The organism is Jejubacter calystegiae, from assembly GCF_005671395.1.
GTDB lineage: Bacteria > Pseudomonadota > Gammaproteobacteria > Enterobacterales > Enterobacteriaceae > Jejubacter > Jejubacter calystegiae.
Map to the genome: position 1 here is coordinate 3,933,129 of NZ_CP040428.1, position 25,601 is coordinate 3,958,729.

General features: G+C 57.8%; 27 protein-coding genes. 12 read left to right on the forward strand and 15 right to left on the reverse strand.

All coding sequences use genetic code 11. From position 1 onward, the window contains the following. Positions 1 to 52: 52 nt before the first annotated feature. From catA to FEM41_RS18140, 3 genes are all read right to left on the reverse strand, one after another. Positions 53 to 979 (reverse strand): catechol 1,2-dioxygenase, encoded by a 927-nt coding sequence (catA, locus tag FEM41_RS18130; protein ID WP_138097585.1) that lies wholly within the window; start codon positions 977 to 979, stop codon positions 53 to 55. Positions 980 to 1,043: 64 nt separating this feature from the next. Next, positions 1,044 to 1,334 (reverse strand): muconolactone Delta-isomerase, encoded by a 291-nt coding sequence (gene catC, locus FEM41_RS18135; RefSeq protein ID WP_138097586.1) that lies wholly within the window; start codon positions 1,332 to 1,334, stop codon positions 1,044 to 1,046. 13 nt (positions 1,335 to 1,347) lie between these two features. Next, complete coding sequence (locus FEM41_RS18140) at positions 1,348 to 2,469, reverse strand: muconate cycloisomerase family protein (protein WP_138097587.1); 1,122 nt, start codon at positions 2,467 to 2,469, stop codon at positions 1,348 to 1,350. A 370-nt stretch (positions 2,470 to 2,839) separates the two neighbouring features. On the opposite strand from FEM41_RS18140, the gene FEM41_RS18145 reads away from it, so the two are divergent. Beyond that, complete coding sequence (locus FEM41_RS18145; protein ID WP_241666654.1) at positions 2,840 to 3,577, forward strand: IclR family transcriptional regulator domain-containing protein; 738 nt, start codon at positions 2,840 to 2,842, stop codon at positions 3,575 to 3,577. Here the strand turns inward: FEM41_RS18145 and FEM41_RS18150 are convergent. Genes FEM41_RS18150 through FEM41_RS18160 form a run of 3 tightly spaced genes read right to left on the reverse strand, consistent with a single transcriptional unit; the run spans position 3,574 to position 5,922 of the window. Beyond that, on the reverse strand, positions 3,574 to 4,098 hold the full coding sequence (locus FEM41_RS18150; RefSeq protein WP_138097589.1) for a GNAT family N-acetyltransferase: 525 nt from the start codon (positions 4,096 to 4,098) through the stop codon (positions 3,574 to 3,576). The two genes, FEM41_RS18145 and FEM41_RS18150, sit on opposite strands and share 4 nt — an antisense overlap. After that, on the reverse strand, positions 4,095 to 5,501 hold the full coding sequence (locus FEM41_RS18155) for an aminotransferase-like domain-containing protein (RefSeq protein WP_138097590.1): 1,407 nt from the start codon (positions 5,499 to 5,501) through the stop codon (positions 4,095 to 4,097). The genes FEM41_RS18150 and FEM41_RS18155 overlap by 4 nt, the downstream gene beginning before the upstream one ends. A 16-nt stretch (positions 5,502 to 5,517) precedes the next feature. Further along, the gene (locus tag FEM41_RS18160; protein ID WP_138097591.1) at positions 5,518 to 5,922 is read right to left on the reverse strand and encodes an acyl-CoA thioesterase; all 405 of its coding nucleotides are present in this window, start codon (positions 5,920 to 5,922) and stop codon (positions 5,518 to 5,520) included. 344 nt (positions 5,923 to 6,266) lie between these two features. On the opposite strand from FEM41_RS18160, the gene FEM41_RS18165 reads away from it, so the two are divergent. The 6 genes from FEM41_RS18165 to FEM41_RS18190 all read left to right on the forward strand — a co-directional run bounded on the left by FEM41_RS18165 (position 6,267) and on the right by FEM41_RS18190 (position 11,891). After that, positions 6,267 to 8,156: a vWA domain-containing protein gene (locus FEM41_RS18165; protein ID WP_138097592.1), complete on the forward strand. Its 1,890-nt coding sequence runs from the start codon at positions 6,267 to 6,269 to the stop codon at positions 8,154 to 8,156. Between the two features lie 200 nt (positions 8,157 to 8,356). Further along, a complete protein-coding gene (locus FEM41_RS18170) occupies positions 8,357 to 9,742 on the forward strand; it encodes a cytochrome ubiquinol oxidase subunit I (RefSeq protein ID WP_138097593.1) in 1,386 nt (461 codons plus the stop codon). Beyond that, positions 9,742 to 10,752 carry a cytochrome d ubiquinol oxidase subunit II gene (cydB, locus tag FEM41_RS18175; RefSeq protein ID WP_138097594.1) on the forward strand — a complete coding sequence of 337 codons (1,011 nt, stop codon included), beginning with the start codon at positions 9,742 to 9,744 and terminating at the stop codon, positions 10,750 to 10,752. The genes FEM41_RS18170 and cydB overlap by 1 nt, the downstream gene beginning before the upstream one ends. Next, positions 10,752 to 10,877: a DUF2474 domain-containing protein gene (locus FEM41_RS18180; RefSeq protein ID WP_138097595.1), complete on the forward strand. Its 126-nt coding sequence runs from the start codon at positions 10,752 to 10,754 to the stop codon at positions 10,875 to 10,877. The genes cydB and FEM41_RS18180 overlap by 1 nt, the downstream gene beginning before the upstream one ends. Positions 10,878 to 11,001: 124 nt before the next feature. After that, entirely contained in the window at positions 11,002 to 11,568 is a 567-nt protein-coding gene (locus tag FEM41_RS18185) for a TetR/AcrR family transcriptional regulator (protein ID WP_138097596.1), read from the forward strand. Further along, entirely contained in the window at positions 11,565 to 11,891 is a 327-nt protein-coding gene (locus tag FEM41_RS18190; RefSeq protein ID WP_138097597.1) for a DMT family transporter, read from the forward strand. The genes FEM41_RS18185 and FEM41_RS18190 overlap by 4 nt, the downstream gene beginning before the upstream one ends. An 18-nt stretch (positions 11,892 to 11,909) precedes the next feature. Here the strand turns inward: FEM41_RS18190 and FEM41_RS18195 are convergent, their stop codons facing one another. Beyond that, a complete protein-coding gene (locus tag FEM41_RS18195) occupies positions 11,910 to 13,865 on the reverse strand; it encodes a peptidase U32 family protein (RefSeq protein ID WP_138097598.1) in 1,956 nt (651 codons plus the stop codon). A 194-nt stretch (positions 13,866 to 14,059) separates the two neighbouring features. After that, positions 14,060 to 14,587: a helix-turn-helix domain-containing protein gene (locus FEM41_RS18200; RefSeq protein WP_138097599.1), complete on the reverse strand. Its 528-nt coding sequence runs from the start codon at positions 14,585 to 14,587 to the stop codon at positions 14,060 to 14,062. Positions 14,588 to 14,686: 99 nt separating this feature from the next. On the opposite strand from FEM41_RS18200, the gene FEM41_RS18205 reads away from it, so the two are divergent. Next, positions 14,687 to 15,856, forward strand: coding sequence for a benzoate/H(+) symporter BenE family transporter (locus FEM41_RS18205; RefSeq protein ID WP_138097600.1), 1,170 nt, complete (start codon positions 14,687 to 14,689; stop codon positions 15,854 to 15,856). Here FEM41_RS18205 and FEM41_RS18210 read toward each other — a convergent pair. Continuing rightward, positions 15,836 to 16,708 carry an AraC family transcriptional regulator gene (locus tag FEM41_RS18210; RefSeq protein ID WP_138097601.1) on the reverse strand — a complete coding sequence of 291 codons (873 nt, stop codon included), beginning with the start codon at positions 16,706 to 16,708 and terminating at the stop codon, positions 15,836 to 15,838. The genes FEM41_RS18205 and FEM41_RS18210 overlap by 21 nt on opposite strands. 174 nt (positions 16,709 to 16,882) lie before the next feature. Between FEM41_RS18210 and FEM41_RS18215 the strand changes: the two genes are divergently transcribed. After that, on the forward strand, positions 16,883 to 17,782 hold the full coding sequence (locus FEM41_RS18215) for a DMT family transporter (protein ID WP_138097602.1): 900 nt from the start codon (positions 16,883 to 16,885) through the stop codon (positions 17,780 to 17,782). A gap of 4 nt (positions 17,783 to 17,786) precedes the next feature. Here FEM41_RS18215 and FEM41_RS18220 read toward each other — a convergent pair whose 3' ends face one another. From FEM41_RS18220 to tehA, 4 genes are all read right to left on the reverse strand, one after another. Then, complete coding sequence (locus FEM41_RS18220) at positions 17,787 to 18,872, reverse strand: mechanosensitive ion channel family protein (RefSeq protein WP_138097603.1); 1,086 nt, start codon at positions 18,870 to 18,872, stop codon at positions 17,787 to 17,789. Between the two features lie 88 nt (positions 18,873 to 18,960). After that, positions 18,961 to 19,698: a carbonic anhydrase family protein gene (locus tag FEM41_RS18225; RefSeq protein WP_138097604.1), complete on the reverse strand. Its 738-nt coding sequence runs from the start codon at positions 19,696 to 19,698 to the stop codon at positions 18,961 to 18,963. Between the two features lie 131 nt (positions 19,699 to 19,829). Next, positions 19,830 to 20,423 (reverse strand): tellurite resistance methyltransferase TehB, encoded by a 594-nt coding sequence (gene tehB / locus FEM41_RS18230; protein ID WP_138097605.1) that lies wholly within the window; start codon positions 20,421 to 20,423, stop codon positions 19,830 to 19,832. After that, complete coding sequence (tehA, locus tag FEM41_RS18235; RefSeq protein WP_138097606.1) at positions 20,420 to 21,424, reverse strand: dicarboxylate transporter/tellurite-resistance protein TehA; 1,005 nt, start codon at positions 21,422 to 21,424, stop codon at positions 20,420 to 20,422. Before tehA ends, tehB begins: the two co-directional genes overlap by 4 nt. A 121-nt stretch (positions 21,425 to 21,545) precedes the next feature. Here tehA and ydcK point away from each other — a divergent pair, with 121 nt between their 5' ends. Next, entirely contained in the window at positions 21,546 to 22,526 is a 981-nt protein-coding gene (gene ydcK / locus FEM41_RS18240) for a YdcK family protein (protein WP_138097607.1), read from the forward strand. Between the two features lie 9 nt (positions 22,527 to 22,535). Here ydcK and arsH read toward each other — a convergent pair whose 3' ends face one another. Continuing rightward, the gene (gene arsH, locus FEM41_RS18245) at positions 22,536 to 23,234 is read right to left on the reverse strand and encodes an arsenical resistance protein ArsH (RefSeq protein ID WP_138097608.1); all 699 of its coding nucleotides are present in this window, start codon (positions 23,232 to 23,234) and stop codon (positions 22,536 to 22,538) included. Between the two features lie 88 nt (positions 23,235 to 23,322). Here arsH and FEM41_RS18250 point away from each other — a divergent pair, with 88 nt between their 5' ends. Then, on the forward strand, positions 23,323 to 23,643 hold the full coding sequence (locus tag FEM41_RS18250) for a metalloregulator ArsR/SmtB family transcription factor (RefSeq protein ID WP_138097609.1): 321 nt from the start codon (positions 23,323 to 23,325) through the stop codon (positions 23,641 to 23,643). Positions 23,644 to 23,689: 46 nt separating this feature from the next. Beyond that, entirely contained in the window at positions 23,690 to 24,985 is a 1,296-nt protein-coding gene (locus FEM41_RS18255; protein ID WP_138097610.1) for an arsenic transporter, read from the forward strand. 11 nt (positions 24,986 to 24,996) lie between these two features. Here FEM41_RS18255 and rimL read toward each other — a convergent pair whose 3' ends face one another. After that, positions 24,997 to 25,569, reverse strand: a complete 573-nt coding sequence (rimL, locus tag FEM41_RS18260; protein WP_241666517.1) for a 50S ribosomal protein L7/L12-serine acetyltransferase — start codon at positions 25,567 to 25,569, stop codon at positions 24,997 to 24,999. Between the last annotated feature and the right edge of the window lie 32 nt (positions 25,570 to 25,601).

Genomic DNA, 25,601 nt, shown 5'->3' on the forward strand with positions numbered 1-25,601 from the left:
AGTCTTGTTATTTTATTGAAGGTGCCGGGCAGTGCCGGCACCGGGAATAGAATTACTCTTTGGCGCGGGCGCGAATAATACGCTGCTGTTCCTGGGCATTCTGGGCCCGGGTTAGCGTAAAGTCGAAGCGAATTTCGGTATGGGGACCGTTCAGGCCGCGACTGGCGATAAGCGATGGGTCGGTGACCGCCACCGGATCCGCCACCAGGCCGTCACGGGTGGCAAAGGCGAAGTCGTCCCACAGATACTCATCGCCATTCAGATTGATCTGGCTGGTCAGATGACGGTGATCCGGCGCCGAAACGAAGAAGTGGATATGGGCCGGACGGTTGCCGTGGCGGCCCAGGCGGTCCAGCAGTTGCTGGGTTGGCCCCTGGGGCGGACAGCCGTAACCGGAAGGCACGATGCTGCGCACGCTGTAGCGGCCATCGCTGCCGGTGCGGATGCGGCGGCGCAGATTGTAATCGCTCTGGCTGGCATCGAAGAACGAATAGTTGCCCAGGGTGTTGGCGTGCCAGATATCGACAATGGCGTTAGCCAGCGGCTTACCGTCGGTGCCTTTCACTTCGCCGTGCAGCCACATGACTTTACCGTCGTCGCTGCCGTCGTCCATGCGGTCGTGGCTGTCGGCCAGCGGCGCGCCGGCCACATATAGCGGCCCTTCAATGGTGCGGGGCGTGCCGGTTTCACGGTTTTCAGCGGCTTCGATAGCGTCCTGGCGCAGATCCAGGTAGTGCTCCAGCCCCAGTCCCGCCGCCAGCAGCGCGGCTTCTTTACTGCCGCCCAGGTCGTGCAGATAATTAATGGCATGCCAGAACTCTTCCGGCGTAATATTATAGTCATCAATCAACGTGCAGATATTTTCCAGCAACTGATGAATAATGGCTTTAAAACGTTCATCGCCGTCACTGCCATTTAATCCGGCGCTTTCTCTTAATAACTCGACTACTTCAGGGTTACTGGCGAAATTGCTCTTCATAATCGGACTCTCTGTTATTTTAACTGTAGGGTTAGCGCCATGACTGGCGCGCAGAGCATTTTAATTATTTATCATCAGACCGAATGGATGACGGATGACGACACAGCGCGGTCACCGAAATCTCCATCCAGGGATACAGCGGTAATTCCATTAAAATATCATGCAGCTCCTGAGCGTCTTTCACGTCGAAAATACTGACGTTGGCGTACAGCCCGGCCACACGCCAGATATGGCGCCATTTGCCTTCGCGCTGCAACTGCTGGGAATACGCCTTTTCCGTCGCCTTAATCTGTTCGGCCCGTTCGGCAGGCATATCCGGCGGCAGATTGACCGCCATCTCAACCATAAATAGCATGCTGGTTCTCCTGTTATTGTGATGCGCGACTGTAGCGGCGCAGTTTATCTTCATCCAGTTCCACGCCCAGCCCCGGCCCCTGGGGCAGCGCCACCTGGCCGTTCGCGAAGTCGAGCGGGCGAACCACGATATCGTCCTTCAGCAGCAGCGGGCCGAACATCTCGGTGCCCCAGGCTAACGGCAGGGTCGACCAGGCGTGCAGCGAAGCCACGGTGCCGATGGTGCCTTCCAGCATGGTGCCGCCATACAGCCCAATACCCGCAGCCTGAGCGACGTTCGCCAGCTTCAGTACGCTGGCGGGACCGCCTGATTTGGCGATTTTTAAGGCACAGGCGCCGCTAAAACCGCGTCGGGCGATATCGAAACCGTCCTGAGGGCTGGCCACCGCTTCATCGGCAAGAATAGCGGTGCCGCAGTGGTGGCTCAGGCGCACCAGCGCATCGCGATCGTGGGCCGCTACCGGCTGTTCGATAAGGTCAACGCCCATGGCGGCCAGTTCGGCACAGCCCCGTGCGGCGGTGCTGGCATCCCAGGCCTGGTTTACGTCCACCCGAATGCTGGCGCGGCAGCCCAGCGCTTCAACAATGGCGCGGGTATGCGCCAGGTCGGTCGCCAGTTCCCGGGCGCCAATTTTCAGTTTGAAAGCGTTGTGGCGACCGCTTTCCAGCAACTGCTCTCCTTCGGCGATATCCCGGGCGGTGTCGCCGCTCGCCAGGGTCCACAGTACCGGTAACGATGTACTGAGCGCCCCGCCCAGCAGCGCGCTGACCGGCAGCCCCAACGCCTTGCCTCTGGCATCCAGCAGCGCGGTTTCCACTGCCGATTTGGCGAAGGTGTTGCCCTTCACCGCCTTTTCCAGCCGCGCCAGCAGCGGGTTGATATCGTCGGCGGGTTGGCCGACAAGCAGCGGCGCCAAGTAGTTATCCAGCGCCGATTTAATGCCTTCCGGGCTTTCCACCCCGTAGCTCAGACCACCAATAGTGGTCGCTTCGCCCAGGCCGCTGATGCCGTCGGAACGGACGATGCGCAGAATCACCAGGGTCTGACAGCCCATGGTGGTCATTGACAGTTTGTGCGGGCGAATGGTGGGGAGATCCACCAGCCAGCTTTCGAGGTGTTCGATGGTTGCGCTCATAATCTTCCGCCTGATAGCTCCATTATTGTATTTATTGTCAATACGTTACCTCCCGACTACGCAGAAAACCGCATCAAAATCGGGGAATGTGTAATGACAATAGGGTGCGGTGTATCAGAGCGTCAACGGCGGTAATCGAAAAGTTGTGCGATTATCGACACGTTTGTTAAATTAAAGTTATTAATGTGATCGTTGTGGAATATTAAACAGCTTTCCTCCACCCCACCGGCGGCGTGGATATAGTGGATCTTCGGATCCCCTTGTCCGCCGCCGGAGAGAAGAGAACATGGCCGGAAAAAAAACGGATAACCAGGCACTGACCCCGCTTCAGGGCGAAGAGTGCATCGCAGCCCGACGCGATCCCAACTTTATGCTATCACTGGCCCGCGGGCTGGAGGTGCTGAACGCCTTTACCCCCCAGCGCCAGCGGTTAACCATCTCCCAGCTCAGTCAGAAAACCCACATTTCACGGGCCGCCGTGCGCCGCTGCCTGTATACCCTGGCGACCCTGGGCATGGTGCACAGCCCCGATGGCCGACACTATGAGCTGTTGCCACGGGTGCTGGCAGTGGGCCACGCTTATCTGGCGGGAACGCCGCTGGCACGGGCCGCCCAGTGCACGCTGGACAGTCTGCGTGACAGGCTTAATGAGTCCTGCTCCGCCGCCACTCTGGACGGCGACAACGTGCTCTATATCGCCCGGGCGGCGGTGGATAACATTATCAGCATGGATATCGGACGCGGCAGCCGCCTGCCCGCCTGGGCGACATCGATGGGCAGGGTGCTGCTGAGTGCGCTGCCGGAGCAGGAGCTGGAAGAGATACTGGCGCGTGCAAAGCGGGTGCCCTTTACCTCCCACACTCTGGCGTCGCTGCCCCAACTGCGGGAAGAGCTGGACCGGGTTCGGCGTCAGGGTTATGCCATTAACGACCAGCAACTGGAGATGGGCCTGCGCTCTATTGCCGTACCGCTGCTGGCGGCAGGTGGACAGGTGGTGGCGGCCATGAATGTGGGCGTGCACGCCTCCAGAATGTCGGTGGACAGACTGCGTAACGAGGTGCTGCCCACGCTACGCCGCGCCGCCACCGATCTTGCCATGCGAATTTAACGGCGCAGACGGTAGAGGATATGGCGCCGCAGCCAGTCGCCTTCCGGCAATGACGGGTGATCGAAAGCGATATCGCGCGCCATGCCCAGCCGGGCCATCAACCGCTGCGAATCCAGATTGGCCAGCGCGGTAAAGGCGACAATCTCCGTCAGACCATAGTCGTGAAACCCGATATCCAGCGCCCGATGCGCCGCCTCGTAAGCGTAGCCGCGCCCCTGGTATGCCCGGACCAGCCGCCAGCCAATCTCCACCACCTCGCCGAACGGCATCGCGATGACCGGGCGGTTTAACCCCACCATGCCGATAAAATCACCGCTGCGGCGCTCTTCCACCGCCCACATACCAAAACCGTTAGAGGTCATGCGCTCGCGCAGGGTGCATAGCATGGCATCGCTTTGCTCACGGCTAAGCGGAGCCGGAAAATAGCGCATCACCTGCGGGTCGGCATTCAGTCGGGCAAAGGCCGGGGCGTCGTCGTCATCCCAGGGGCGCAGAATCAGGCGTTCGGTCTGATAATTCATGGTAAAAGCCTGTCACGAATAAGCTGGCCCAGCCGCGCCGCCGCCTGCTCTTCCCGTTCGCCCCACGCCCAGGAGGCATTGAAACGAAAGCCGTGATGCCAGGCGCTGTCGGCGCTGAACATCTTACCGGGAGCAATGCTGATGGCCTGGTGCAGCGCCGCTTCGCTCAGTTCGCTGGCGTCCATCTCACGGGGCAGCTCAACCCAAAGGAAGTAGCCGCCGTCGCTGGCGTGAACACGCACCGGGTCGGGAAGATGGCGGTACAGGGCGTGCAGCGCCTGCTGCTTGCGTTCCGCCAGGGTACGGCGCAGACGCCGCAGATGACTGTCATAACGCTGGGTGGCCAGGTAATCCACCAGCGCCAGCTGCATCGGAGAACTGGTGGACAGCGTGCTCATCATCTGCAACTGCTGAATGCGCCGGGCAAAGGCCCCCGCCGCCACCCAGCCGATACGGAATCCCGCCACCAGACATTTGGAAAAAGAGGAGCAGTGCAGCACCGAGGTGCCGTCATCCCAGGCCCGGGCCGGTAGCGGTTTTTCTCGCCCCGCGTAAAGTTCGCTGTAGACGTCGTCCTCAATAAACGTGACACCGTAACGCTTTATCAGCGCCATCAGGCGCTGCTTTTTCTCGCGGCTCAGGGTGTAGCCCAGCGGATTCTGAGCACTGGTCATTAACCAGCAGGCCTTAACCGGCCAGCGGTTCAGCGCCTCTTCCAGGGCATCGAGATCGATGCCTTCCCGCACGTCACCCGGCACCGCCAGCGCCCGTAGTTTCAGACGTTCCAGCGCCTGGAGGGCGCCATAAAAACACGGGCTTTCAACAATCACCCAGTCTCCCGGCTCGGTAATGGCCTGTAGGCTGAGGTTCAGCGCCTCCAGCGCCCCGGCGGTAATGACTATCTCATCCGGCGGGATGGTCATGCCCTGTGCTGCATAGCGCCGGGCGATGGCATGGCGTAGCGCTTCATTGCCCGGCGGCAGGTTATCCGTGATGCTGACCGAGGTGGCATTGCGGCTGACCCTTGCCAGCGAGCGGTTGAGCTGCTGGAGCGGAAACAGCCTGGGGTCGGGAAACGCCGAGCCGAACGGCACCACCGAGGGATCCCGGCTGGCCTGCAGGACGTCGAAAATATAGGTGTTGATATCCACCGCCCCGGCCCTGACCTGCCGCCGCACTGCTGGTTCGGACACCGGACGCGGCGCTACGTAGTAGCCCGATTGGGGACGCGCCACAACGGCGCCCTGACTTTCCAGCAGCTGATAGGCGTGGCTGACGGTCATAAAACTCATGCCGCTGTGGGTCACCTGCTCGCGCAGGGATGGCAGACGGTCGCCGGGGTGCCAGACTCCCTGCTCGATTTGCTCCAGGATCTGCCGCGCCAGGCGCTGATATTTCTTCACGGGCGGGGTTCCGGTATTAGCTGAACAGCGGCGTCGGTTTGCCGTCATCATCGATGGCGACAAAGTTAAACTGGCCGTTGATCACCTGTTCGCGCCCTTCGGCATACATATCCTCCAGCCAGACGGTAACCGTGACGGTCAGACTGCTGTTGCCGACCCGGGTCACTTCCCCCACCATTTCGATAATTGAACCTGAGGGAATCGGATTCTGAAAATTGATTTTTTCGGTAGAGACGGTGACCAGGCGCTTACGGCAAAAGCGGGTAGCGGTAACGAACGACACCTCGTCCATCCACGACAGCGCCGTGCCGCCGAACAGCGTGGAGTGATGGTTGATGGTGGTGGGAAACACCACTTTCGCCACGCTGGTGCGTGATAAACGAATCTGCTGGTCGATACTCTCTTGATCCCGGGGGCTCATTACGGTTTCTCTGGTGATTTATGCTAGGTAGCAGGAGTATAACAAAGCAGTAACTTTACCGTCTTCGTGGTTTTTCCCGTTTTGTGCTGATTTTATATCAGTTTGAATAAAATGGACTAATGAAAAAAATTGTTATGTTACCAGACATCCTGAGCTGCCTGTTTTTTAGACATAGCATAACGTGACGTAATATTTTCCATGTCGCTATATCACCAATATAAACAAGGCTTTTATTGCTATTATTCTTAAAAAAATATGATTCCTGGACATTAATGGAATTATTCCATCCGTCGACCAGAATAAATACTCCATACATGACTGCCTTCATTTCTGAAGAGGTAACAATGAGTAAAACAACGAATTTAATCAGCAGTGATTTATATATTGTTATTGATACCAGCCAGTCTATGGAAGACGAGGCTAAAACTCTGAGCACCGCACTCTCCACAGCGCTGAAGCAAGCTCGCCAGACCTGTCCGTCTGACCTGAATGTGGTTTTTCTGGGTATTGAAGGTACTTTCCCGGATACGGTATTCGATAAAACAGTCCATGAATATCTGGTGGAAAACGGCGCAGCGGGGGCGAAGTTTAAAAGCCGCAAAAAAGGATCATTACCCAGCTCTGGTGCTCAGGAAGATTCAGCTTATGCCATTGAAGACGTTATTCATTATGCCCCCTGGCGCCCCGGCGCCCAGAAAAACGTGTTTATTCTAACCGATGAAGGTCCACTGGCCGGTGGTTTAAAAGTCACCGATAAATCACGCAAAGCGCTCAACGATACCATTAAAACCGCACTCGATAACGACACTAAAGTCTTCAGCTATCTTGGCACCACCCCACCGGAAATACCCTATGCTTCCAAAGCCGATGAAAAAGCGATGATTGCGGAATATCAACGACTGGCGCAAGAAACCGGCGGTGAAAGCTATACCTTCACTAAAGGCATCAACGGATTTATCAGCATTCTGACCGATGCCATCTGCACCAGTCAGATCCCCCAGGAAGAAAGTCTGGAGGAGGAAGCAGAATCGCCCACCGATAAAGCTCCGGATGACGCCAAAACGCCCCCGGAAACCGCCGATAAGCCCGATACCGGCTCACCCAACGGCGATGCAGAGCCTGGCGGTAATAGCGGCAGCGCTTCCGATATCTGTTCCCAGGCGTCTGAGATTATCCGTGCCGTCAATACCCTGGCGGATGTGTTGAAAGGTCTGGTGGAAGCCTGCGGACCCAATGGCGGCTGTCACTGTCACGAGCCGCAAACGCCTCCTGCGCCAGCGCGCCGTCCCTGCAAATGTCAGCAGCATAAGCCGGTGCCCACTCCGCCGCCGGTGGAAGAAGAATCCGCCATTGAGCCGAAGCCCGAAAAAGAGACGCCCGCTGTAAAGCCGGCACCCGAACCCGAAAAAGAAGCACCTGTCGTTAAACCGGCTCCCGACCCCGAAAAAGAGACGCCCTATACCGAGCTGGACAGTATTTATGCTATCACCTATTACGACAATGCCTTCACCGGCAACAAAGGCGATAACGGTGATATCTACCAGCATAACGGCGATAGCGGCGATCTGGCTAAAAAGAGCATCGACAATCAGCACGGTTCCGGATGGAGTAATGCCACCACCTCCGATGGCACCCACTATTTTGGCTGGAAAGGTAATCAGATATATCGTCAAAAAGAGGGAGAAAAATTTCAGTATCTGCGTGGACTATCAGGCGGAGATTCTAAAGACGCATTTGCCTTTCGCAAGGATGACCAGGGATATTTCCTCTCTGCCCGCGAAGGCGGAAAGATCTATACCTTTAAGCACCCGGAAACCAAATATTCTACCGTACAGGTCCGCAACGCGGCGGGTAACGCCGTAAACGTTTTCACCAATGACACGAAGGTTATTGATATCGCCTTTGACGCCGACGATCGATGCTATCTGCTCGACAGTTCCGGACGGCTGTGGCGGGTCGACGACACCCACACCACCGACTGGCAGGCCAAATACCTGTGTCAGTTTGCTTCAGTCGCTGGCGCTGGTGAACAGTGCTCCTACTTTGGGCTGGCGTTCGACACTAAAGGTCAGGTCTATCTGGCGGGCGGTATTCGCAGCAACGGACAGGCGAAACGCTTTATCGCCCGCTCACGCATCGATACGCCGGACAAGGTCGAACTCATCTACGATGGGGGCTGGGGCAGCGCTTCCTACGGCAACCTGTCGTCACGAGCCTACCCGAAATTGAACTAACCCAGTTCCGCCCCACTCGGGGCGGTATTTTTTCTGTTTCCGTAACGTTTTTGTTTTATTTTTTACCGGATTCATATCAGTTATTAATTCACTATCCATTTTTATTAACTGTTATGGTTAAAAACTGCATTTCTGTTTCTGCCCTGACCTTCACGGCCTGAGTACCATGACGCTACCCCTTTCCGCTACGAGGTTACGTCATGTTGGGTTTAGACGCCTTCCACCTGGCGCGTATACAGTTTGCCTTTACGGTCTCTTTTCACATTATTTTTCCGGCTATCACCATTGGTCTGGCCAGCTACCTTGCCGTGCTGGAAGGACTATGGCTTAAAAAACGCAATCCAGTCTGGCGTTCACTTTATCAATTCTGGTCAAAAATTTTCGCCATTAACTTTGGTATGGGCGTGGTTTCCGGGCTGGTAATGGCCTACCAGTTTGGGACCAACTGGAGCGGTTTTTCCCAGTTTGCAGGCAGTATTACCGGCCCGTTGCTCACCTATGAGGTTTTGACCGCTTTCTTCCTTGAGGCGGGTTTTCTGGGCGTGATGCTGTTCGGCTGGAACCGGGTGGGGCCAGGGCTGCATTTCTTCGCTACCTGTATGGTGGCGCTGGGCACTCTGTTTTCCACCTTCTGGATCCTCGCTTCCAGTAGCTGGATGCATACGCCTCAGGGCTTTGAGATCCATAACGGTCAGGTAGTGCCAGTCGACTGGCTGGCGGTGATCTTTAATCCGTCATTCCCGTACCGACTACTGCATATGACCGTGGCCGCCTTCCTGAGCAGCGCCTTGTTCGTTGGCGCTTCAGCGGCCTGGCATCTGCTGCGCGGCAACAGCACGCCTGCGGTACGCGCCATGTTCTCGATGGCGCTGTGGATGACGCTTATCGTAGCGCCGGTTCAGGCGCTGATTGGCGATATGCACGGACTCAATACCCTGGAGCATCAACCCGCCAAAATCGCCGCCATCGAAGGACACTGGGAAAACCCTCCGGGCCAACCCACGCCGTTGCTACTGGCAGGCTGGCCGGATATGGAAGCGGAAAAAACCCGCTTTGCACTGGGTATTCCAGCTCTGGGCAGCCTGATCCTGACTCACAGTCTGGATAAGCAGGTGCCTGCGCTGAAAAGTTTCCCGCCGGAAGATCGCCCCAATGCCACCATTGTTTTCTGGTCATTTCGCCTGATGGTGGGGCTGGGCATGCTGATGATCGCACTGGCCGTTATCGCCCTCTGGTTAAGAGGCCGCAACCGCCTCTATACCAACCGGGCATTTTTACGCTTTGCGCTAGTGATGGGGCCTTCCGGCCTGGTCGCCATCCTGGCTGGCTGGGTGACCACCGAGGTAGGTCGCCAGCCGTGGATTATCTATGGATTACAGCGTACCCGGGATGCGGTTTCCGCCCATGGAACACTGCAAATGAGTATCAGTCTGTTGTGCTTTATCGCAGTCTACGCCGCAGTATTCGGCCTGGGGTACGCCTATATGGTACGCCTGATCGGCAAAGGGCCGAAGGACGATGACGTCGTGCCAGCGAACGGCACACCCGCCCGCCCGCTTTCCGCTATTTCACAGGAGACGAACTAATGGGAATCGATCTTTCGCTTATCTGGTTTGTCATTATTATCTTCGCCACCCTGATGTATATCGTGATGGACGGCTTCGATTTAGGTATCGGCATCCTGTTTACGGTGGTGCGCGATCCCGACGATCGGGATGTGATGGTCAATAGCGTGGCCCCGGTCTGGGACGGCAATGAAACCTGGCTGGTGCTGGGGGGCGCCGGGCTGTTTGGCGCCTTCCCACTGGCCTATGCGGTGATTGTCGACGCCCTGACCCTGCCTCTTACTCTGATGCTGCTCGGGCTTATCTTCCGCGGCGTAGCGTTTGAATTTCGCTTTAAGGCCACCCCGGGACACCGCCCGTTCTGGGATCGCGCTTTCCTGGTCGGCTCTCTGACGGCGACCTTTTTCCAGGGCGTAGTGGTCGGCGCCGTCATTGAAGGCTTTCCGGTAGCGGATCGTGCCTTTGCCGGATCGTCGCTGGACTGGATCACCCCGTTTAATCTGTTCTGTGGCGTCGGTCTGACCGTTGCCTGGTCACTGCTGGGCGCCAGCTGGCTGATTATGAAGAGCGAAGGCCCGTTACAGGACGATATGCGGCGCTATGCCCGACCGCTGCTGCTGGCGCTGTTGGGAGTTATCGCCATCATCAGCCTGTGGACGCCGCTGAAACATCCGGCGATTGCCGAACGCTGGTTCTCCCTGCCCAACCTCTGGTTTCTTATGCCCGTTCCGGCGCTGGTACTGCTGTTCAGCGCGCTGCTCTGGCGCTATTCGGCCAATACCCGGAGCCATCATCTATCCTTCGTCTTCACGCTGGGGCTAATATTTCTGGGGTTCAGCGGTCTGGGTATCAGTATCTGGCCCTATATTATTCCCCCTGCCGTCACGCTGTGGCAGGCGGCGGCCCCTGCCGCCAGTCAGGGATTTATGCTGGTCGGCGCGCTACTGATTATCCCTGTGATTCTGGGCTACACCGCATGGAGTTATCTGGTTTTCCGCGGCAAAGTGCGTCACGGCGAGGGGTACCACTGATGAATAATCCTCTATGGAAGCGCCTGCTGTGGCTGGTCGCTATCTGGGGCGCCAGCGTCATGGCGCTGGGCGTTGTGAGCCTGGCGCTGCGTCTGTTAATGAGCGCGGCCGGACTGAAAAGCTAAACTAACGTATCGGCTCCGCCGGGACCGATACCGCACAGCACGGCATTTTTTGCACTTCCCGAAGCTTGTCACCCCACCTCCGCTCAGGCAAAATAAAACAATCCATCCAGACGGATTGTAATTTATGAGCAAAGCCCATCATCGCCCGAAAGACCCCGCTGCGCTGCGCCAGCAACTGCTGGACAGCGCAGCGCAGATTATCGCCACCCGAGGGTTACCCGCCCTGACCCTGGATAAAGTGGTGAAAGAGAGCGGCATCAGCAAAGGCGGCCTTCAGCACCATTTCGCCACCCGCCAGGCGCTGATAGACGGGGTATTTGAAACCCTGCAGGACCAGATGCGAGCGGAGATAGACCAGGAAATGGCCCGCGAGCCACAGGCGCAAGGTCGCGCCACCCGGGCTTACATTCGCGCCTGCGCCCGCCTGATGCCTGACCATGAACAGGAGATGAACCGGGCGCTGATGGCGGCCATGATGGCGGATCCCTACCTGCGCGACCAGTGGGCGGAATTTATCAATCAGCTGCCGCAGGATCCCGGCGATGAGGCGATAAGCCGCCAGCGTCTGCTGTGTCGGCTGGCGGCGGACGGGATGTGGTTCGCCGCCCTGTGCGGCTACCACACTCAGGCGCCGGAACAGCGGCGCTGGATTGTCGAACGTTTGTTAGAGCTTGCGGAGCGCGTGAAATGACCTGGACACTGTTAACCATCGCCATTATCTGCGAAGTGATCGCCACCACGGCCCTGAAACTGTCAGACAGCTTTACCCGGCTGGCGCCGAGCGTAGCGACGGTGGTGTTCTACGGACTGGCCTTTTACTGCCTGACCTTCACCATGCGCACTCTGCCCACTGGCGTTATCTACGCCATCTGGTCAGGGGCTGGCATTGTGCTGATTGGTCTGATCGGCTGGCTGTTTCTGGGCCAGAAGCTGGATTGGCCGGCGATCCTCGGCATGGGGCTGATTATCGCCGGCGTACTGGTGATTAACCTGTTTTCCTCAGTGGAGCACTAATACTTCTCCCCTGCCCGCTCAGCGCTTGCCGGGCAGGGTTTTCAGCAGTTCTTCCGGCGAGATCGAGCCCACCACACTGCCCGGTAGCGGCATCTTCAGAATGTGGTTTTTGATCTTGCCAATAACGTGCATCTCGCAGGGCTTACAGTTAAATTCCAGCCGCAGGACCTCGTCCTGATGCACCAGTTGCATCGGCGTGGCGCGAATCCCCTTCACTCCTTTGGCCTGCTTCGGGCACAGATTAAAGGCGTAGCGCAGGCAGTGTTTGGTGATCATCACCGGCACTTCGCCTTTCTCTTCGTGAGCCTCGTAGGCGGCATCGATCAATGCCACGCCGTGGCGCTGATAGAACTGGCGGGCGCTGGCGTTATAGACGTTGGCCAGGAAGCTAAGCTGCTGTTCCGGGAAGGTCGGCGCAGGCTCAGCCGCCGGTTTACGAGTGGCGCGCTGATATGCAGCAAGCCGTGCTTCAGTCAGTTGCTCCAGAGTTTCACGCCGCAGCTGATTCAACAGGCCGTTAGGCACAAACGGCAGCTCTCCCTGTAACATCGTCACTTCCCGGGCGCGATAGCAGGTCTGGCCCAGCTTGCTTAACCCGGAACGCAGGCTTTCATAAGCGCGCGCCGGATCTTTCGCCGGGGCGAACTCGCCCGTCAGGCTATGGCTCACCGAGGCCCCGGCCTCGCAGCGAGCGGTGAGCGTCAGGGTTCCGGCATCGCCGCTCAGGGTCAGATCCACCGCGATCCGCCGTTCGGCGGATGGCTTAAGCAGCGCCTGCTGCCACTGATGATCGAGGTTACGATTGATGGGCTGCGGCAGACGCAGTTTACGCAAAGCTTCCGGCAGTGCATTGGGCCAGACCCGATAGCGGCCAGGCCCAGTCTGCTGCACCTTGTTAATCTGGAAGCCCACCACTTCGCGTTTCACCTGCACGTTCAGTCCGTCGCCGTTAGTGAGCGGCGCATCGCCTTCCACTTCCAGCCACTCCGGCCCCACCCTGACCAGTTCGCCCACCGGCAGCCCGACAAAGGTCGGGGTATCGAAGGCGCCGATATCCCCTTTACGGCCGTTGGCGAAGTAGTCGGTGCTGCCGCGATGGAAGGTTTTATCCGGCGACGGCGCAAAAAAGTGCTGACTGCGACCATGGGAAGCCCGGGCCAGATCGCCGCGCTCTTCCAGAATGGCATCCAACTGCTGGCGATAGTATGCCGTGATGTTCTTCACATAGCTCATATCCTTGTAGCGCCCTTCAATCTTGAAAGAACGCACGCCAGCATCGATAAGCTGAGACAGGTTATCGCTCTGATTATTGTCTTTCATCGACAGCAGGTGTTTTTCATAGGCTACCACCCGCCCCCGATCGTCTTTCAGGGTGTAAGGCAGGCGACAGGCCTGGGAGCAGTCACCGCGGTTGGCGCTACGCCCGGTCTGGGCATGGGAGATATAGCACTGGCCGGAATAGGCCACGCACAGGGCGCCGTGAATGAAGTATTCCAGGGTAGCATCCACCTGCTGATGCACCGCCTGAATCTGCGGCAGGCTAAGCTCCCTGGCCAGTACCAGTTGGGAAAAACCCACTTCAGAAAGGAACTTCGCTTTCTCCGGCGAGCGGATATCGCACTGGGTGCTGGCGTGAAGATCGATGGGCGGAATATCCAGTTCCAGAATCCCCATATCCTGAATAATCAGCGCATCCACCCCGGCGTTCCACAGCGAGTGAATCAGCAGACGTGCCGGTTCCAGTTCATTATCGTGCAGTATGGTATTCAGGGTAACGAACACCTTCGCGCCATAGCCGTGGGCGAAAGGCACCAGCTCTGCGATATCACGCAGGCTGTTGCCCGCGTTATGGCGGGCGCCAAATCCGGGACCGCCGATATAGACGGCATCGGCGCCGTGCACGATGGCTTCACGGGCAATGCCCGTATCGCGGGCCGGGCTGAGCAGTTCAAGTTGATTAGGTTGCAGGCGCATGGCGCAGATCCGTTATCGGGAAAATGGCGGCTATTGTAGTCACAGGCGACCGGAATCCAAACAGTTTATGCAGTACAGACTGCAGGGACATAGAAACAGGAGGTGAGGAGTGGATTAGAAGCGGTCCCCTCCCCCAGGTTAAAGCCATTTATCCGGTAACGCCCGTCGCAACGAGCGTCACCCGGCGTTGCCCGTTACGGATAATGGATCAGCGAATGAAACAGGCAGGCGCGCTGCGTGTCGTTGCGATAGCTGTGGGGACTATCGCCGGCGAAGCGCGCTCCCTGCCCGGCCGTCAGGGTTCGCCAGCCGCCATCGGTCTGTAGCGCCAGCGCCCCTTCAATCACCACCACATGCTCTACCACACCCTGCTCGTGAGGCGTGGAGTGGCTGACAGCGCCCGGCGCCAGGGTAATGGCAAACAGATCGAAACGCAGTTGCTCGTCCCAGGGAAACAGCGGTACCACCACCATGGCGCTGTCACCGGCATCATAACCGGGCTGTCCGGCAATCGGCTGAGGCTCAATAAAGGCGGAAAACGGCACCTGAAAGCCGGTAGCGATCTTCCACAGGGTCGCCACCGTCGGGCTGGATTCGCCGCGCTCGATCTGCCCCAGCATCGCTTTCGATACCCCGGTATTTTCAGCGGTCAGGCTCAGACTCCAGCCGCGAGCCTGACGTAACTGGCGCAGCGTGGCGGCCAGGTGAGAGGCCATATCCATCAGATTCTCCTTACTTATTCGCCGCGCAGTATAGCGCCTTGTACGCTATAACGCACGGTGCTATATTCGCCGGACGCTATAACGTACAAGGAGAGCACTATGCGCCTGGCAATCCCCTTTCCCCCTTCGGTGCCCGTGGCCGGTTTTGTGGCTGTGCTGGTAGGCTATGCCAGTTCTGCTGCCATTATCTGGCAGGCGGCTTCCGTCGCGGGCGCCACTAACGCTCAGGTGGCGGGCTGGATGACCATGCTGGGCCTGGCGATGGGGCTAAGCACCCTGCTGCTAAGCCTGCGCTGGCGGGCGCCGGTACTGACGGCCTGGTCGACGCCCGGCGCGGCACTGCTGGTGACCAGCCTGCCAGGCCATTCGCTGGGGGAAGCCACCGGGGTATTTATCTTCTGTGGCGCGCTGATTACGCTGTGCGGCGTCACCGGTCTGTTCGCCCGCTTAATGAAAATTCTGCCCCACAGCCTGTGCGCCGCCATGCTGGCCGGTATTTTGCTGCGTTTCGGGCTGGAAGCCTTCGGCGCTCTGGCGGACAACGGCCTGCTGTGCGGCGTGATGCTGGCCGCCTGGCTGCTGGTACGGACGCTGGCGCCACGCTATGCCGTCATTGCCGCGCTGCTCGCCGGTCTGATGGTCGCCTTCGCCGATCATCAGTACCAGCAGGGGCTGACGTTGCCGCTGTTTGTCACGCCGACCTTTACCCTGCCGCAATTTACGCTTTCCAGCCTGATTGGCGTGGGAGTGCCTTATTTTCTGGTGACCATGGCGTCCCAGAACGCGCCGGGTCTGGCAACGCTTAAGGCCTCCGGCTATCAGGTTCCCACCTCGCCGCTGCTCTCAGTAACCGGTCTGTTTACCCTGGTGCTGGCGCCATTTGGCGCGTTTTCGGTGGCAATTGCCGCCATTACCGCCTCCATCTGCCAGGGGGAAGAGGCTCATCCGGATCCCGCCCGGCGCTGGCAGGCCGCCTGCGCGGCGGGCGTATTCTATCTGCTGGCCGGTCTGGCGGGGGGCGGGATTGTCAATCTGATGACCGCCCTGCCGGATGCCTGGATCAAAATGCTGGCAGGGCTGGCGCTTCTGGGCGCGCTAAGCGGCAGCCTGCATCAGGCGCTGGGCGACGAAAAACAGCGCGATGCCGCCATCGTCACCTTTTTGATTGTGGCGTCCGGGGTCACGCTGTGGGGCGTCGGCTCCGCCTTCTGGGGATTGGTCGGCGGCGGTCTGTGCCATGCCGTACTGTCAGCGACCCGCCGCCCGTAGCCGAGACGGCGTGGCGCCAAAGGCCGCGCGAAAGCGGTTACTAAAATGGCTGGCGGAACTGAATCCGCAGCCCAGGGCTACCTCCGTTAATGGCAGGCGGCTGTGACGCACCAGCTGTTCGGCCCGCAGCAGGCGGCGCTGCATCACATAGCGGTGCGGCGCCATCCCCATCGAACGGCTGAACATACGTGCAAAGTGGAACTCGCTGAGATCCGCTTCCCGGGCCAGCATCGCCAGGGTAATGGCGTCTCCCAAATGCGTTTCGATCCACGCTTCCACCCGGCGTAGTACCACCGGGGCCAGCCCGCCGGTCACCGTAGGCAGGCGCCAGCGTACCGTACTGTAGTGCTGCACCAGATGAATCAGCAATAAGGTCGCTGCGCTACTGAACTGTAGCTGGTTAGCCTGCTGGCGCCAGTCGCAGCTTAGCAGCAGATGGCGGTACATCCAGGCGATACGCTCATCTTCGGCAAAGGTCTTCTCTTCCAGGCTGAGCTGCGCCGGGCCGCGATCCCAGACCTGCTCGGCCACCGCCCGCAGATGCCAGTCGGTACAGTAGAGATGGACAAAAGAGAGATCGCCACGCACGTCCCAGGTATATTCGCTCTGCTCCGGCATCAGGCAGAAACGCCCCGGTCCACCGCCGTTGCGCCAGCCGCCAGGCACCTTAAGCCAGGTTTCATAACCGTCCGCCACATACAGACTCAACGTGTGGTGATCGGAACGCTGGGTGATGGTGTCCTTATTGTTGAACCAGGATGCAAGCTGAATACCAGAGCCCAACACCAGGCTATCGCGCAGCTGCGCCCGGTGTGCGCTGAGCGTGTTAAAGGTGTGGTAATGCGATGGCATAAGCGAACTTCATGCGGATAAAGAATGTCCGCAGTGTACCCGAGCAGGCGCAGGCCCCGCCAGATTCGGCAACAGAAAAGCGCAAGATGCTGCAAGTCACCGCAGTCTGATGCAGGCGCAGCAGTCACGCCAGCACGATACTGGGGCCACCTTTACCATGACGGGATGAGATTCATGCCTTTTATTCTTTACGCCCTGGTGGTCGCCATCTGGGGCACCACCTGGATAGCCATTGTCATGCAGCTCGGAACGGCGCCGATCGCCGTCTCCATCTTCTGGCGTTTCGCCATCGCGGCGCTGGTGATGACGCTTATCGCCAGGCTGTGCGGCCGTTTGCAGCGCCTGTCGTTGCGCGATCGGCTGTTTTGCCTGGCACAGGGCTGCTGCGTGTTCGGCTTTAACTTTCTCTGCTTCTACCACGCCGCCGAATGGATCAACAGCGGACTGGAATCGGTCATTTTTTCAATGGCGGTGCTGTTTAACGCAATTAACAGCTTCCTGTTTTTCAGGATTCGCCCGCCGGTCAGTTTCTTTCCGGCTGCGCTGCTGGGTGCTGCCGGTATCATACTACTGTTCTGGCGCGATCTGAGCGCGCCCCGTATTGAACCAGGGCTCTTTATCGGCATCGGGCTGAGCGCGCTGGGCACGCTGGGTTTTTCGCTGGGCAATATGATTAGTCTGCGCCACCAGCGGCGCGGGCTGGATATTCTGACCACCAATAGTCAGGCGATGCTGTATGGAGCGCTGGTGATGGGGTTACTGGCGTTAAGCCAGGGGGCGAACTTTATGCCGCCGCTGTCGGCACGCTATCTGGGCTCCCTGCTCTATCTGGCGCTGTTTGGTTCGGTTATCGCCTTTGGCGCTTACTTTACGCTGGTCAGCCGCATCGGCGCCGATCAGGCGGCTTACAGCATCCTGCTGTTTCCGCTGGTAGCGCTGGCTATTTCCACCCTCTACGAAGGCTACGTTTGGCACCCCAGCGCGGTTGCCGGTCTGCTGCTGATTCTGACCGGCAACCTGGTGATGTTCGCCCGGCCGGAGCGCCTGTTGTTCAGGCTCCGCGGCACGGCATAATGACTCAGGCGGCCGCCTGGCGCGGCCCCTGTGAATCCACCACCACAATACTCGGCAGCGCCAGCCGGATATCATTTTCCGCCAGTTGCTCAATTAACCGGATATTGATCTCCTGCTGAATATCCATATAGCGGTTATAGTCGGCGGTACTGACGATATGCACTACTTCGAAGCTCAGGCGATCGCTTTCAAACCCCAGCAGATGGGCGCGATCAAAGGTGGTTTCGCCCACATCGGTCACAATCTGCTTCACCATATCGCCAATTTGACGCAGTTTTTCCGGCGGCGTGGACAGTGAGACGCCAAAGGAAAAGACGATGCGTCGGGTCTGCATCCGCTTGTAGTTATGGATAATTTGCTGCAACAGAATGGCGTTGCCGCAGACAATTTGCTCGCCGCTCAGGCTGCGGATACGGGTGGTTTTCAGCCCGATATGCTCGATGGTACCGGCGACATCATTGAATACAATGAAGTCGCCAATCTCGAACGGCTTATCAAAACCGATAGAAAGCGAGGCGAACACATCGCTCAGTACGGTCTGCACCGCCAGCGCGATAGCGATACCGCCAACCCCCAGACTGGCAACCAGCGCGGTAATATCCACCCCGGCATTGGCCAGGATCGACAGCAGCATCATCGACCAGACGATCGCCCGCAGAATAACGCCCAGAATCACCAGGGTCACCGGATTCTTACGGGTGCCCGGGGTGTATATCACGTGATGCAGCCAGGACTGCACCGCCTGATCCAGCCAGATGGCGACCTGGAGCGCCAGCACCAGGAACCACGCATGGCTCAGGGTACTGCCAAGATTGGCCGGCAGTGAGACAAAGCGCAGACTGATCAGGAAGGCGACCACAAACATCAGCAGTTTGTTGGTCTTGTTCAGCACGTCGAACAGCAGATAGCGGTAGTCGCGGGCGGTGGTGCGCGACTCTCCCCAGGACTGAATGGTGCGGTGCACCAGGGCCAGCAGCCTGTTTATCAACCAGTAAACAATGAGCGTCACCAGTACCACGGTCGCCACGCCAATCCAGAACGATGTCGACATCAGCACCGGCAGTATATTTATCTTATCGATGAACGTCATCCGGCCTCCTTTGATGGTTGCAAAACGATCAAGTATAGCCGTTGCGTGCGGGAGAAGGACCGGGCTGGAAGCGCCCGGTACCGGCATATTAGCTAAAGAAGTCGACTTGTCCTCCCTCCAGACTGTACATCGCCCCAAGAATGACGATATCGCCTTTGTTTTCCATTTCGGACAATACCGGGCTACGGCGACGGATCTGTTCCATCGTCATCATCACGTGGGTGCGGGCTACGGCATCGACAAACCCCGGGCTGGCGATGCTCCGTTCACCTTCCCAGGGCGTGTTTTCTACCGCGGGCCGTATCGCCTGTACCAGGGCGGTCAGATGACCCAATTTAACGCCGTTAATGGCGCCTTTAATGGCGCCACATGAGGTGTGCCCCATGACCAGCAGCACTTTGGCGCCGGACACCGTACAGGCATACTCCAGGCTGCCCAAAATATCATCATTCTGGCCATTACCCGCGACTCTGGTGTTAAAGATTTCACCAATGCCGGTATCCAGCACAATTTCCGCCGGTACTCGCGAATCAATACAACTCAGAATCACCGTAGAGGGAAACTGACCGGCCTTGCTGGTACGTTGTTCATCCAGATAATCATGCTGCAACATTTTTCCCTGTCGGAATCGCAGATTGCCCTGCTTCAGGCCTTCTACGATTTCGGCAGGCGTCATCGCGTCGCGCTGTGTTTTCGTCATGGCTGCGGCAAAACTCAACTGCGGTGCGCTGAGCCCGGCAATACCGGTCACCGCCATGGCGGAAACCGCGGCACTGTGTTTAAAAAACTGACGACGGCTGGGATTAAGGGGGATTGGATAACGCATAAGCACTCTCCTTGGTCGATATGCGCCTTGCGTCACTGCAAGGCGTTGCACGATGTTACCGCGCGTCGGCGTGCCGGATTAAGCACGCCGCGCAGGAGAGCAAAAGAATGTGGTGAATATCACGCCAGTTATCAGATTTTTCTTGCAAACAGGGTGGCAAAACGCAGTTTAATCCGATTTCCGTTGGCATCGGTGCGGTGCAACTCGCCGACGTCTTCGTTATATTTCAGCAGCTCCCAGCCTTCGTAGTAACGGCTGAGTTCGCCCTGACGAAAGGCAAAAGGGAAGCCCACGGTGCAGGGGTAATCGTCGGTATCCATGGCCGCGACAATCAGGTTATAGCCACCGGGACGGGTAGCGGCCTGCATGCTGCCGATGAGCCCTGGAATGGTTTCCGGCGCCAGGAACATCATCACCACGGTGGAAAGTATAAAGTCGTACTCGCCATCAAAGGTCAGCCCGTTCAGATCGACAATGCTGGCGTTCAGGTTATCCAGCCCCTCTTCCTGAGCGATACGCTGGACGTTGGCAATGCTGGTCGGATTTTTATCCCAGGCGGTCACATCAAAGCCGCGCGCTGCCAGATAGAGGCTGTTGCGGCCATTGCCACAGCCCACGTCCAGCGTGCGGCCTGGGGTTAGCCACTGCATCGCCTCCAGCACTTCCGAGTGGGTGCGGGTCAGACCATATTTGTCGGTAAAATAGTTTTCATCACGCGGGGTCATGAGAGCTCCTTGTTGTAGCATGGTGCGGGATGCGGTTCACGAAGCAACAGTTTACCCTGGCACAGCAGGATTAGGGTCTGAACCATCAGCAGCCCGATAATCAGGTTAGAGAAGATAAACAGCGGTATCGCCAGCCAGTGGAATACGCCGTCCGGTTGTTCATGTCCCAGATGCAGCGCGGTGGTTGCCAGCGCCGACAGGCCGAATGAAAAGCTCCATAGCGAAGCGTTAAACGGCTGCGTCAGATACCAGGGCATCAGCCGTACCATAAACAGCAGCTGCAGCAGGCCGTAGCCAAACAGCATATGAGCAAAGATATCCCCTTTTCCACCGTTGACGCTTAGCCAGGCGCTACAGGCCACCAGCGCCGGCGCCATTTGAATTCCCAGCGAACTGCGCGCCGCGGGCGGCACTTCACCGGCGCTGCGCAGGCGCTGCAATATGGCAGGCTCCAGGCTCAGCCAAGAAAAAACGCCAGCCCCCAAAAACAGGCTGCCGGCCGCCGGCCAGCCGAGGGCGCCGCAGGCCATGGCGCTAATAAAGTTGCAGGCTACCGTCGGCAGATAGAGCCCGGGGGTGGTAGCTTCGGTGGGATGGGTACCGCGCCACAGACCGGCGCTCTGCCAGGCGGCGTAACCGAGCTGCGCCACCACACCCACCGCGAACAGCCCCAGCGCCAGCGGCCGCAGCCAGGGAACAACGCCGATCGCCACCAGCATAGTGGTGGCCGGAAACAGACTGACAAAGCTGCTCTTCAACGGATGGCGGATCTCTTCCAGTACGGTGCTGGTGTAACGCACCAGTCGCCAGAGAAAGCTCAGACTCAACAGCAGCCAGATGGCTATCCCCGAGGCGATCAGCCCATCGCTAATACGCGGTGACAGCGGCCAGATCGTGGCGGCATAGCGCCAGGCAAACCCCATACCCAGAATGCCCAACACCATACCAAAGTAACCGGCGGGCAGATTGAGGATCTGACGAGGTTCGGATGATTTCTGCATCTTGTTTAAGACATAAAATATATTTGAAATGCATTTTATGGGATTTGTCCGTCAAATACTATCCCGGCCAGATTTGCTACCTTTTAATCAGTGTTGCCGCCGATTCAATCCGGGAGCCCGCATGCAAAAATTTCGTCTGCTGGAACAAAAGCGCCCGTTCACCATTATGCAGGGTGACGTCAGATGTACGCTCTGGCTACGCCAGCTTGAAGCGATTACCGATTTTGCCGATGTCCGGGCCGGGCAGCGCGGTGGCTGGCTGGAAGAGGAAGAGCTACTAAGCCAGTCCGGCGACTGCTGGGTGTACAGTCAAAACAGCATTCTGTATGGCGGCGCCTGGGTCACCCATAACGCCCGCATTACTGGTGAATGCGTTATCGGCCAGGGGGCGATTATCGACGGCAATGCGCTGGTGGATAGTTCACAGGTCACCCATCACGCCCACATCGGCGACCAGGTTGCGGTACGCGCCAGTCAGGTCAGCGGTCAATGCCAGATCGGTGACGTCGCCCGGGTCAGCGACAGCCAGGTCATCGCCCGCCGCGGGCTGACGGCGGAAAAACACCAGCAGCTACGTATTGCCGATCGCGCCAGCGTGCACGCTTCGCGCATTATGCATCAGGCGCAAATCATCGACAGCGCGCTGGTCAGCTACGCCTTTATTGAACACCGGGCCTGCGTAAGCGGTCATGCGGTGATAGAGGGTAACGAAGAGAATGATGTCTGGCTGTGCGATCAGGCCTGGGTAGGAGAGCGGGCACGCATCCTGGCCGGGCGCGGCGAAGGTCAGAGTCCGACCCTGCGTTACAGCTCCCGGGTCGGCGGCAATGCGCAGATCGTGGGCGAATGCCTGCTTAAACATCGGGTGCGGGTGGAAGGCGATGCGGTGCTCACTGGCGGGCCGCTACAGCTTGACGATCGCGTTAGCATCGACGGCCACGCCCGGGTGACGGGTAATGTGCTGATCGAGCATCGGGTTCGCCTGACGGATGAGGTTAGCGTCGAAGCCTGGGACGATGAAACCATCCATATTCACGGCGACAAAACCCTGGCAGGCAGTCAGCATATTACCCGGATGCCGTATTACGGGGTTCCCGGGTAACGTACCAGTCTAAATTTTTTGCTGGTTAACACGCGCCGAGAGCGCCTGATGGCTCTCCACCCGCTCGCTGTATCTGTCAGCAAGGTAATGGGTCTGCCCTTTCAGAAGCAGCGTTATCTTGAACAACTCTTCGGCAACGTCCACGATGCGATCGTACCAGGAGGAAGGCTTCATGCGCCCGTTGTCATCAAATTCCTGCCAGGCTTTCGCCACCGATGACTGATTAGGAATCGTGAACATCCGCATCCAGCGCCCCAGAATGCGCATCTGGTTTACGGCGTTGAAGGACTGTGAACCGCCGCAGACCTGCATCACGGCCAGCGTTTTACCCTGAGACGGTCGCACGGCCCCTTCGCTTAATGAAATCCAGTCGATCTGGGCCTTCATTATTGCACTCATCGCACCATGTCGCTCCGGCGAGCTCCAGATCATGCCGTCACACCACCTTACCCGCTCACGTAGTTCAACCACTTTCGGATGCGTTTCCGGCGCATCGTCAGGCAAAGGCAGACCTGAGGGATTAAACATTTTGACCTCTGCGCCCATCGCGCTGAGCAGGCGCCCTGCTTCTTCGGCGGCAAAACGGCTGTACGAACGTTCCCGTACCGAGCCATAAAGGATCAGAATACGCGGCGGTTCTGGTTGCTGTAATTTTTCAGCGATCTGCCTGTCGAAACAGTCCGCGTTCAGGGCCGGAAATGATTCCACTTTTATGCCTCCTTAAAAGCACCTGGCGATTTCAATATCAACACATATGTTTTATCGTATATGTATTCTACGTTCACCGGGAACTCAAATGCTACAACCCGTTCAGCTTTTCAAAATTCTGTCGGACGATACCCGGCTGGCTATCGTGATGCTTCTGCGCGAATCGGGAGAACTGTGCGTCTGCGAACTCTGCGGGGCTATCTCTGCTTCACAACCTAAGATATCCCGCCATATGGCGATATTACGCGAGTCGGAACTGGTTCTGGATCGCCGGGAAGGGAAATGGATCTACTATCGCCTTTCGCCACATATGCCAGCCTGGGCCGCCGAGACGATAACAACCACCTGGCTGTGTCTGCGGGACGATGTCCGCGACCGGCTGGCCAAATCGGCGGCGACCCTCTGCTAGCCGGTACGGATACACATTCTAAAAAACATATATTATGGAGTCTTAAATGTTACTGGCCGGGAGTCTTTTTCTACTGACGCTGATTCTGGTTATCTGGCAACCCAAAGGACTGAGCATTGGCTGGAGCGCGAGCATTGGCGCGATCCTCGCCCTGATGAGCGGCGTTATCCATATTGATGATATTCCGGTGGTCTGGCATATCGTCTGGAACGCCACGGCAACCTTTATCGCCGTCATCATTATCAGCTTGCTGCTTGATGAATCCGGTTTTTTTGAATGGGCTGCCCTGCATGTTTCGCGCTGGGGCAACGGGCGTGGGCGTCTGTTGTTTAGCTGGATTGTGTTACTTGGCGCCGCCGTCGCAGCCCTGTTTGCCAACGACGGCGCTGCCCTGATACTGACGCCGATCGTGATTGCTATGTTGCTGGCGCTGGGATTCAGCAGAGGAGCCACCCTTGCCTTCGTGATGGCGGCGGGGTTTATTGCCGACACGGCCAGTCTGCCGCTTATCGTCTCTAATCTTGTGAATATTGTCTCTGCTGACTTCTTCCGGCTTGGCTTTGCGCAATACGCATCGGTCATGATCCCGGTCACTATCGCCACTATTGCAGCCACACTCGGCATGCTGCATCTCTTCTTTCGCAAAGATATCCCGGTAACCTACGACGTGACGCTGCTGAAAGTCCCGGCCAGCGCCATTAAAGATCCTGCCACCTTTAAGACAGGCTGGGTTGTTCTGGTACTGTTGCTTGTGGGTTTCTTTGTGCTGGAGCCCATGGGGATTCCGGTCAGCGCCATTGCGGCAACGGGGGCCGCCATTTTGCTTGCCGTTGCCCAAAAGGGCCATGCCATCAATACCCGAAAAGTATTGCGGGGAGCACCCTGGCAGATCGTCATATTCTCACTGGGAATGTATCTGGTGGTCTACGGCCTGAGAAATGCAGGACTGACGGAATATCTTTCCGGCGTATTGAATATGCTGGCCGATAAAGGCTTGCTGGCGGCCACCTTTGGCACCGGCTTCCTGACCGCATTTCTCTCGTCAGTCATGAATAATATGCCAACGGTACTGGTGGGGGCATTGTCGATAGACGCCAGCGCGGCTTCAGGCGTAATTAAAGAGGCAATGATCTATGCCAATATCATCGGCTGCGATCTGGGTCCTAAAATTACCCCAATTGGCAGTCTGGCAACGCTGTTATGGCTGCATGTCCTGTCACAGAAAAATATGACCATCACCTGGGGATACTACTTCCGCACCGGCATTATCATGACTCTGCCGGTGCTATTTATCGCCTTAGCTACGCTGGCTCTGCGACTATCAGTGACGCTGTTTTGGTAAAAGGTGGCGAATCAGTCCGACTGAGCCGTGTCGATAATCCGCCCGTAGATATTTTGATCGTGGAACTGGCCGTTAAGGTATTCGGCCTGTTTCATGCAGCCTTCCAGGGTAAAACCGTTACGCAACGCCACCGCATTGCTGGCTTCATTGTTGACGCTGCAGCGAATAGCAAAGCGTCGCACCATGCCTTCCCCGGAATATTTTTTCATCATCGCCTGTAGCGCCCTGGAGATAATCCCCTGCCCCTGGTGCCCCTGGTCCAGCCAGTAGCCAATATAGGCCGCCTTATTGGTAGGCTCTATCTGGTTAAAAGAGATGACGCCTACCAGCTCCTGTTCCAGCAGGATCATAAACATCTTGGCGTAATTGCGATGATGAAGCATATGGTTGCCGCGCAGGGTTTTCAGAGTATCTTCCTGGGCCGTTACGTACTGAGGCCAGTCCATCGCCTGCTGTAGCCACGCCTTATTGCGCTGTACCAGCTCAAAAACCGGTGTCACAAAGGTTTCATTCACCGAATGCAGAATCAGCCCCTGCTCAACCTCAATCACCTCATCCTGCCAGTTATGCTTGTTCTGCTGCACGGTTATCTCCTTCATAAATCGGGGTTTACGCC

Coding starts and splice junctions, on each gene's coding strand:
- catA (WP_138097585.1), bottom strand. CDS start 979: ATGAAGAGCAATTTCGCCAGTAACCCTGAAGTAGTCGAGTTATTAAGA.
- catC (WP_138097586.1), bottom strand. CDS start 1,334: ATGCTATTTATGGTTGAGATGGCGGTCAATCTGCCGCCGGATATGCCT.
- FEM41_RS18140 (WP_138097587.1), bottom strand. CDS start 2,469: ATGAGCGCAACCATCGAACACCTCGAAAGCTGGCTGGTGGATCTCCCC.
- FEM41_RS18145 (WP_241666654.1), top strand. CDS start 2,840: ATGCTATCACTGGCCCGCGGGCTGGAGGTGCTGAACGCCTTTACCCCC.
- FEM41_RS18150 (WP_138097589.1), bottom strand. CDS start 4,098: ATGAATTATCAGACCGAACGCCTGATTCTGCGCCCCTGGGATGACGAC.
- FEM41_RS18160 (WP_138097591.1), bottom strand. CDS start 5,922: ATGAGCCCCCGGGATCAAGAGAGTATCGACCAGCAGATTCGTTTATCA.
- FEM41_RS18165 (WP_138097592.1), top strand. CDS start 6,267: ATGAGTAAAACAACGAATTTAATCAGCAGTGATTTATATATTGTTATT.
- FEM41_RS18170 (WP_138097593.1), top strand. CDS start 8,357: ATGTTGGGTTTAGACGCCTTCCACCTGGCGCGTATACAGTTTGCCTTT.
- cydB (WP_138097594.1), top strand. CDS start 9,742: ATGGGAATCGATCTTTCGCTTATCTGGTTTGTCATTATTATCTTCGCC.
- FEM41_RS18180 (WP_138097595.1), top strand. CDS start 10,752: ATGAATAATCCTCTATGGAAGCGCCTGCTGTGGCTGGTCGCTATCTGG.
- FEM41_RS18185 (WP_138097596.1), top strand. CDS start 11,002: ATGAGCAAAGCCCATCATCGCCCGAAAGACCCCGCTGCGCTGCGCCAG.
- FEM41_RS18190 (WP_138097597.1), top strand. CDS start 11,565: ATGACCTGGACACTGTTAACCATCGCCATTATCTGCGAAGTGATCGCC.
- FEM41_RS18195 (WP_138097598.1), bottom strand. CDS start 13,865: ATGCGCCTGCAACCTAATCAACTTGAACTGCTCAGCCCGGCCCGCGAT.
- FEM41_RS18200 (WP_138097599.1), bottom strand. CDS start 14,587: ATGGATATGGCCTCTCACCTGGCCGCCACGCTGCGCCAGTTACGTCAG.
- FEM41_RS18205 (WP_138097600.1), top strand. CDS start 14,687: ATGCGCCTGGCAATCCCCTTTCCCCCTTCGGTGCCCGTGGCCGGTTTT.
- FEM41_RS18210 (WP_138097601.1), bottom strand. CDS start 16,708: ATGCCATCGCATTACCACACCTTTAACACGCTCAGCGCACACCGGGCG.
- FEM41_RS18215 (WP_138097602.1), top strand. CDS start 16,883: ATGCCTTTTATTCTTTACGCCCTGGTGGTCGCCATCTGGGGCACCACC.
- FEM41_RS18220 (WP_138097603.1), bottom strand. CDS start 18,872: ATGACGTTCATCGATAAGATAAATATACTGCCGGTGCTGATGTCGACA.
- FEM41_RS18225 (WP_138097604.1), bottom strand. CDS start 19,698: ATGCGTTATCCAATCCCCCTTAATCCCAGCCGTCGTCAGTTTTTTAAA.
- tehB (WP_138097605.1), bottom strand. CDS start 20,423: ATGACCCCGCGTGATGAAAACTATTTTACCGACAAATATGGTCTGACC.
- tehA (WP_138097606.1), bottom strand. CDS start 21,424: ATGCAGAAATCATCCGAACCTCGTCAGATCCTCAATCTGCCCGCCGGT.
- ydcK (WP_138097607.1), top strand. CDS start 21,546: ATGCAAAAATTTCGTCTGCTGGAACAAAAGCGCCCGTTCACCATTATG.
- FEM41_RS18250 (WP_138097609.1), top strand. CDS start 23,323: ATGCTACAACCCGTTCAGCTTTTCAAAATTCTGTCGGACGATACCCGG.
- FEM41_RS18255 (WP_138097610.1), top strand. CDS start 23,690: ATGTTACTGGCCGGGAGTCTTTTTCTACTGACGCTGATTCTGGTTATC.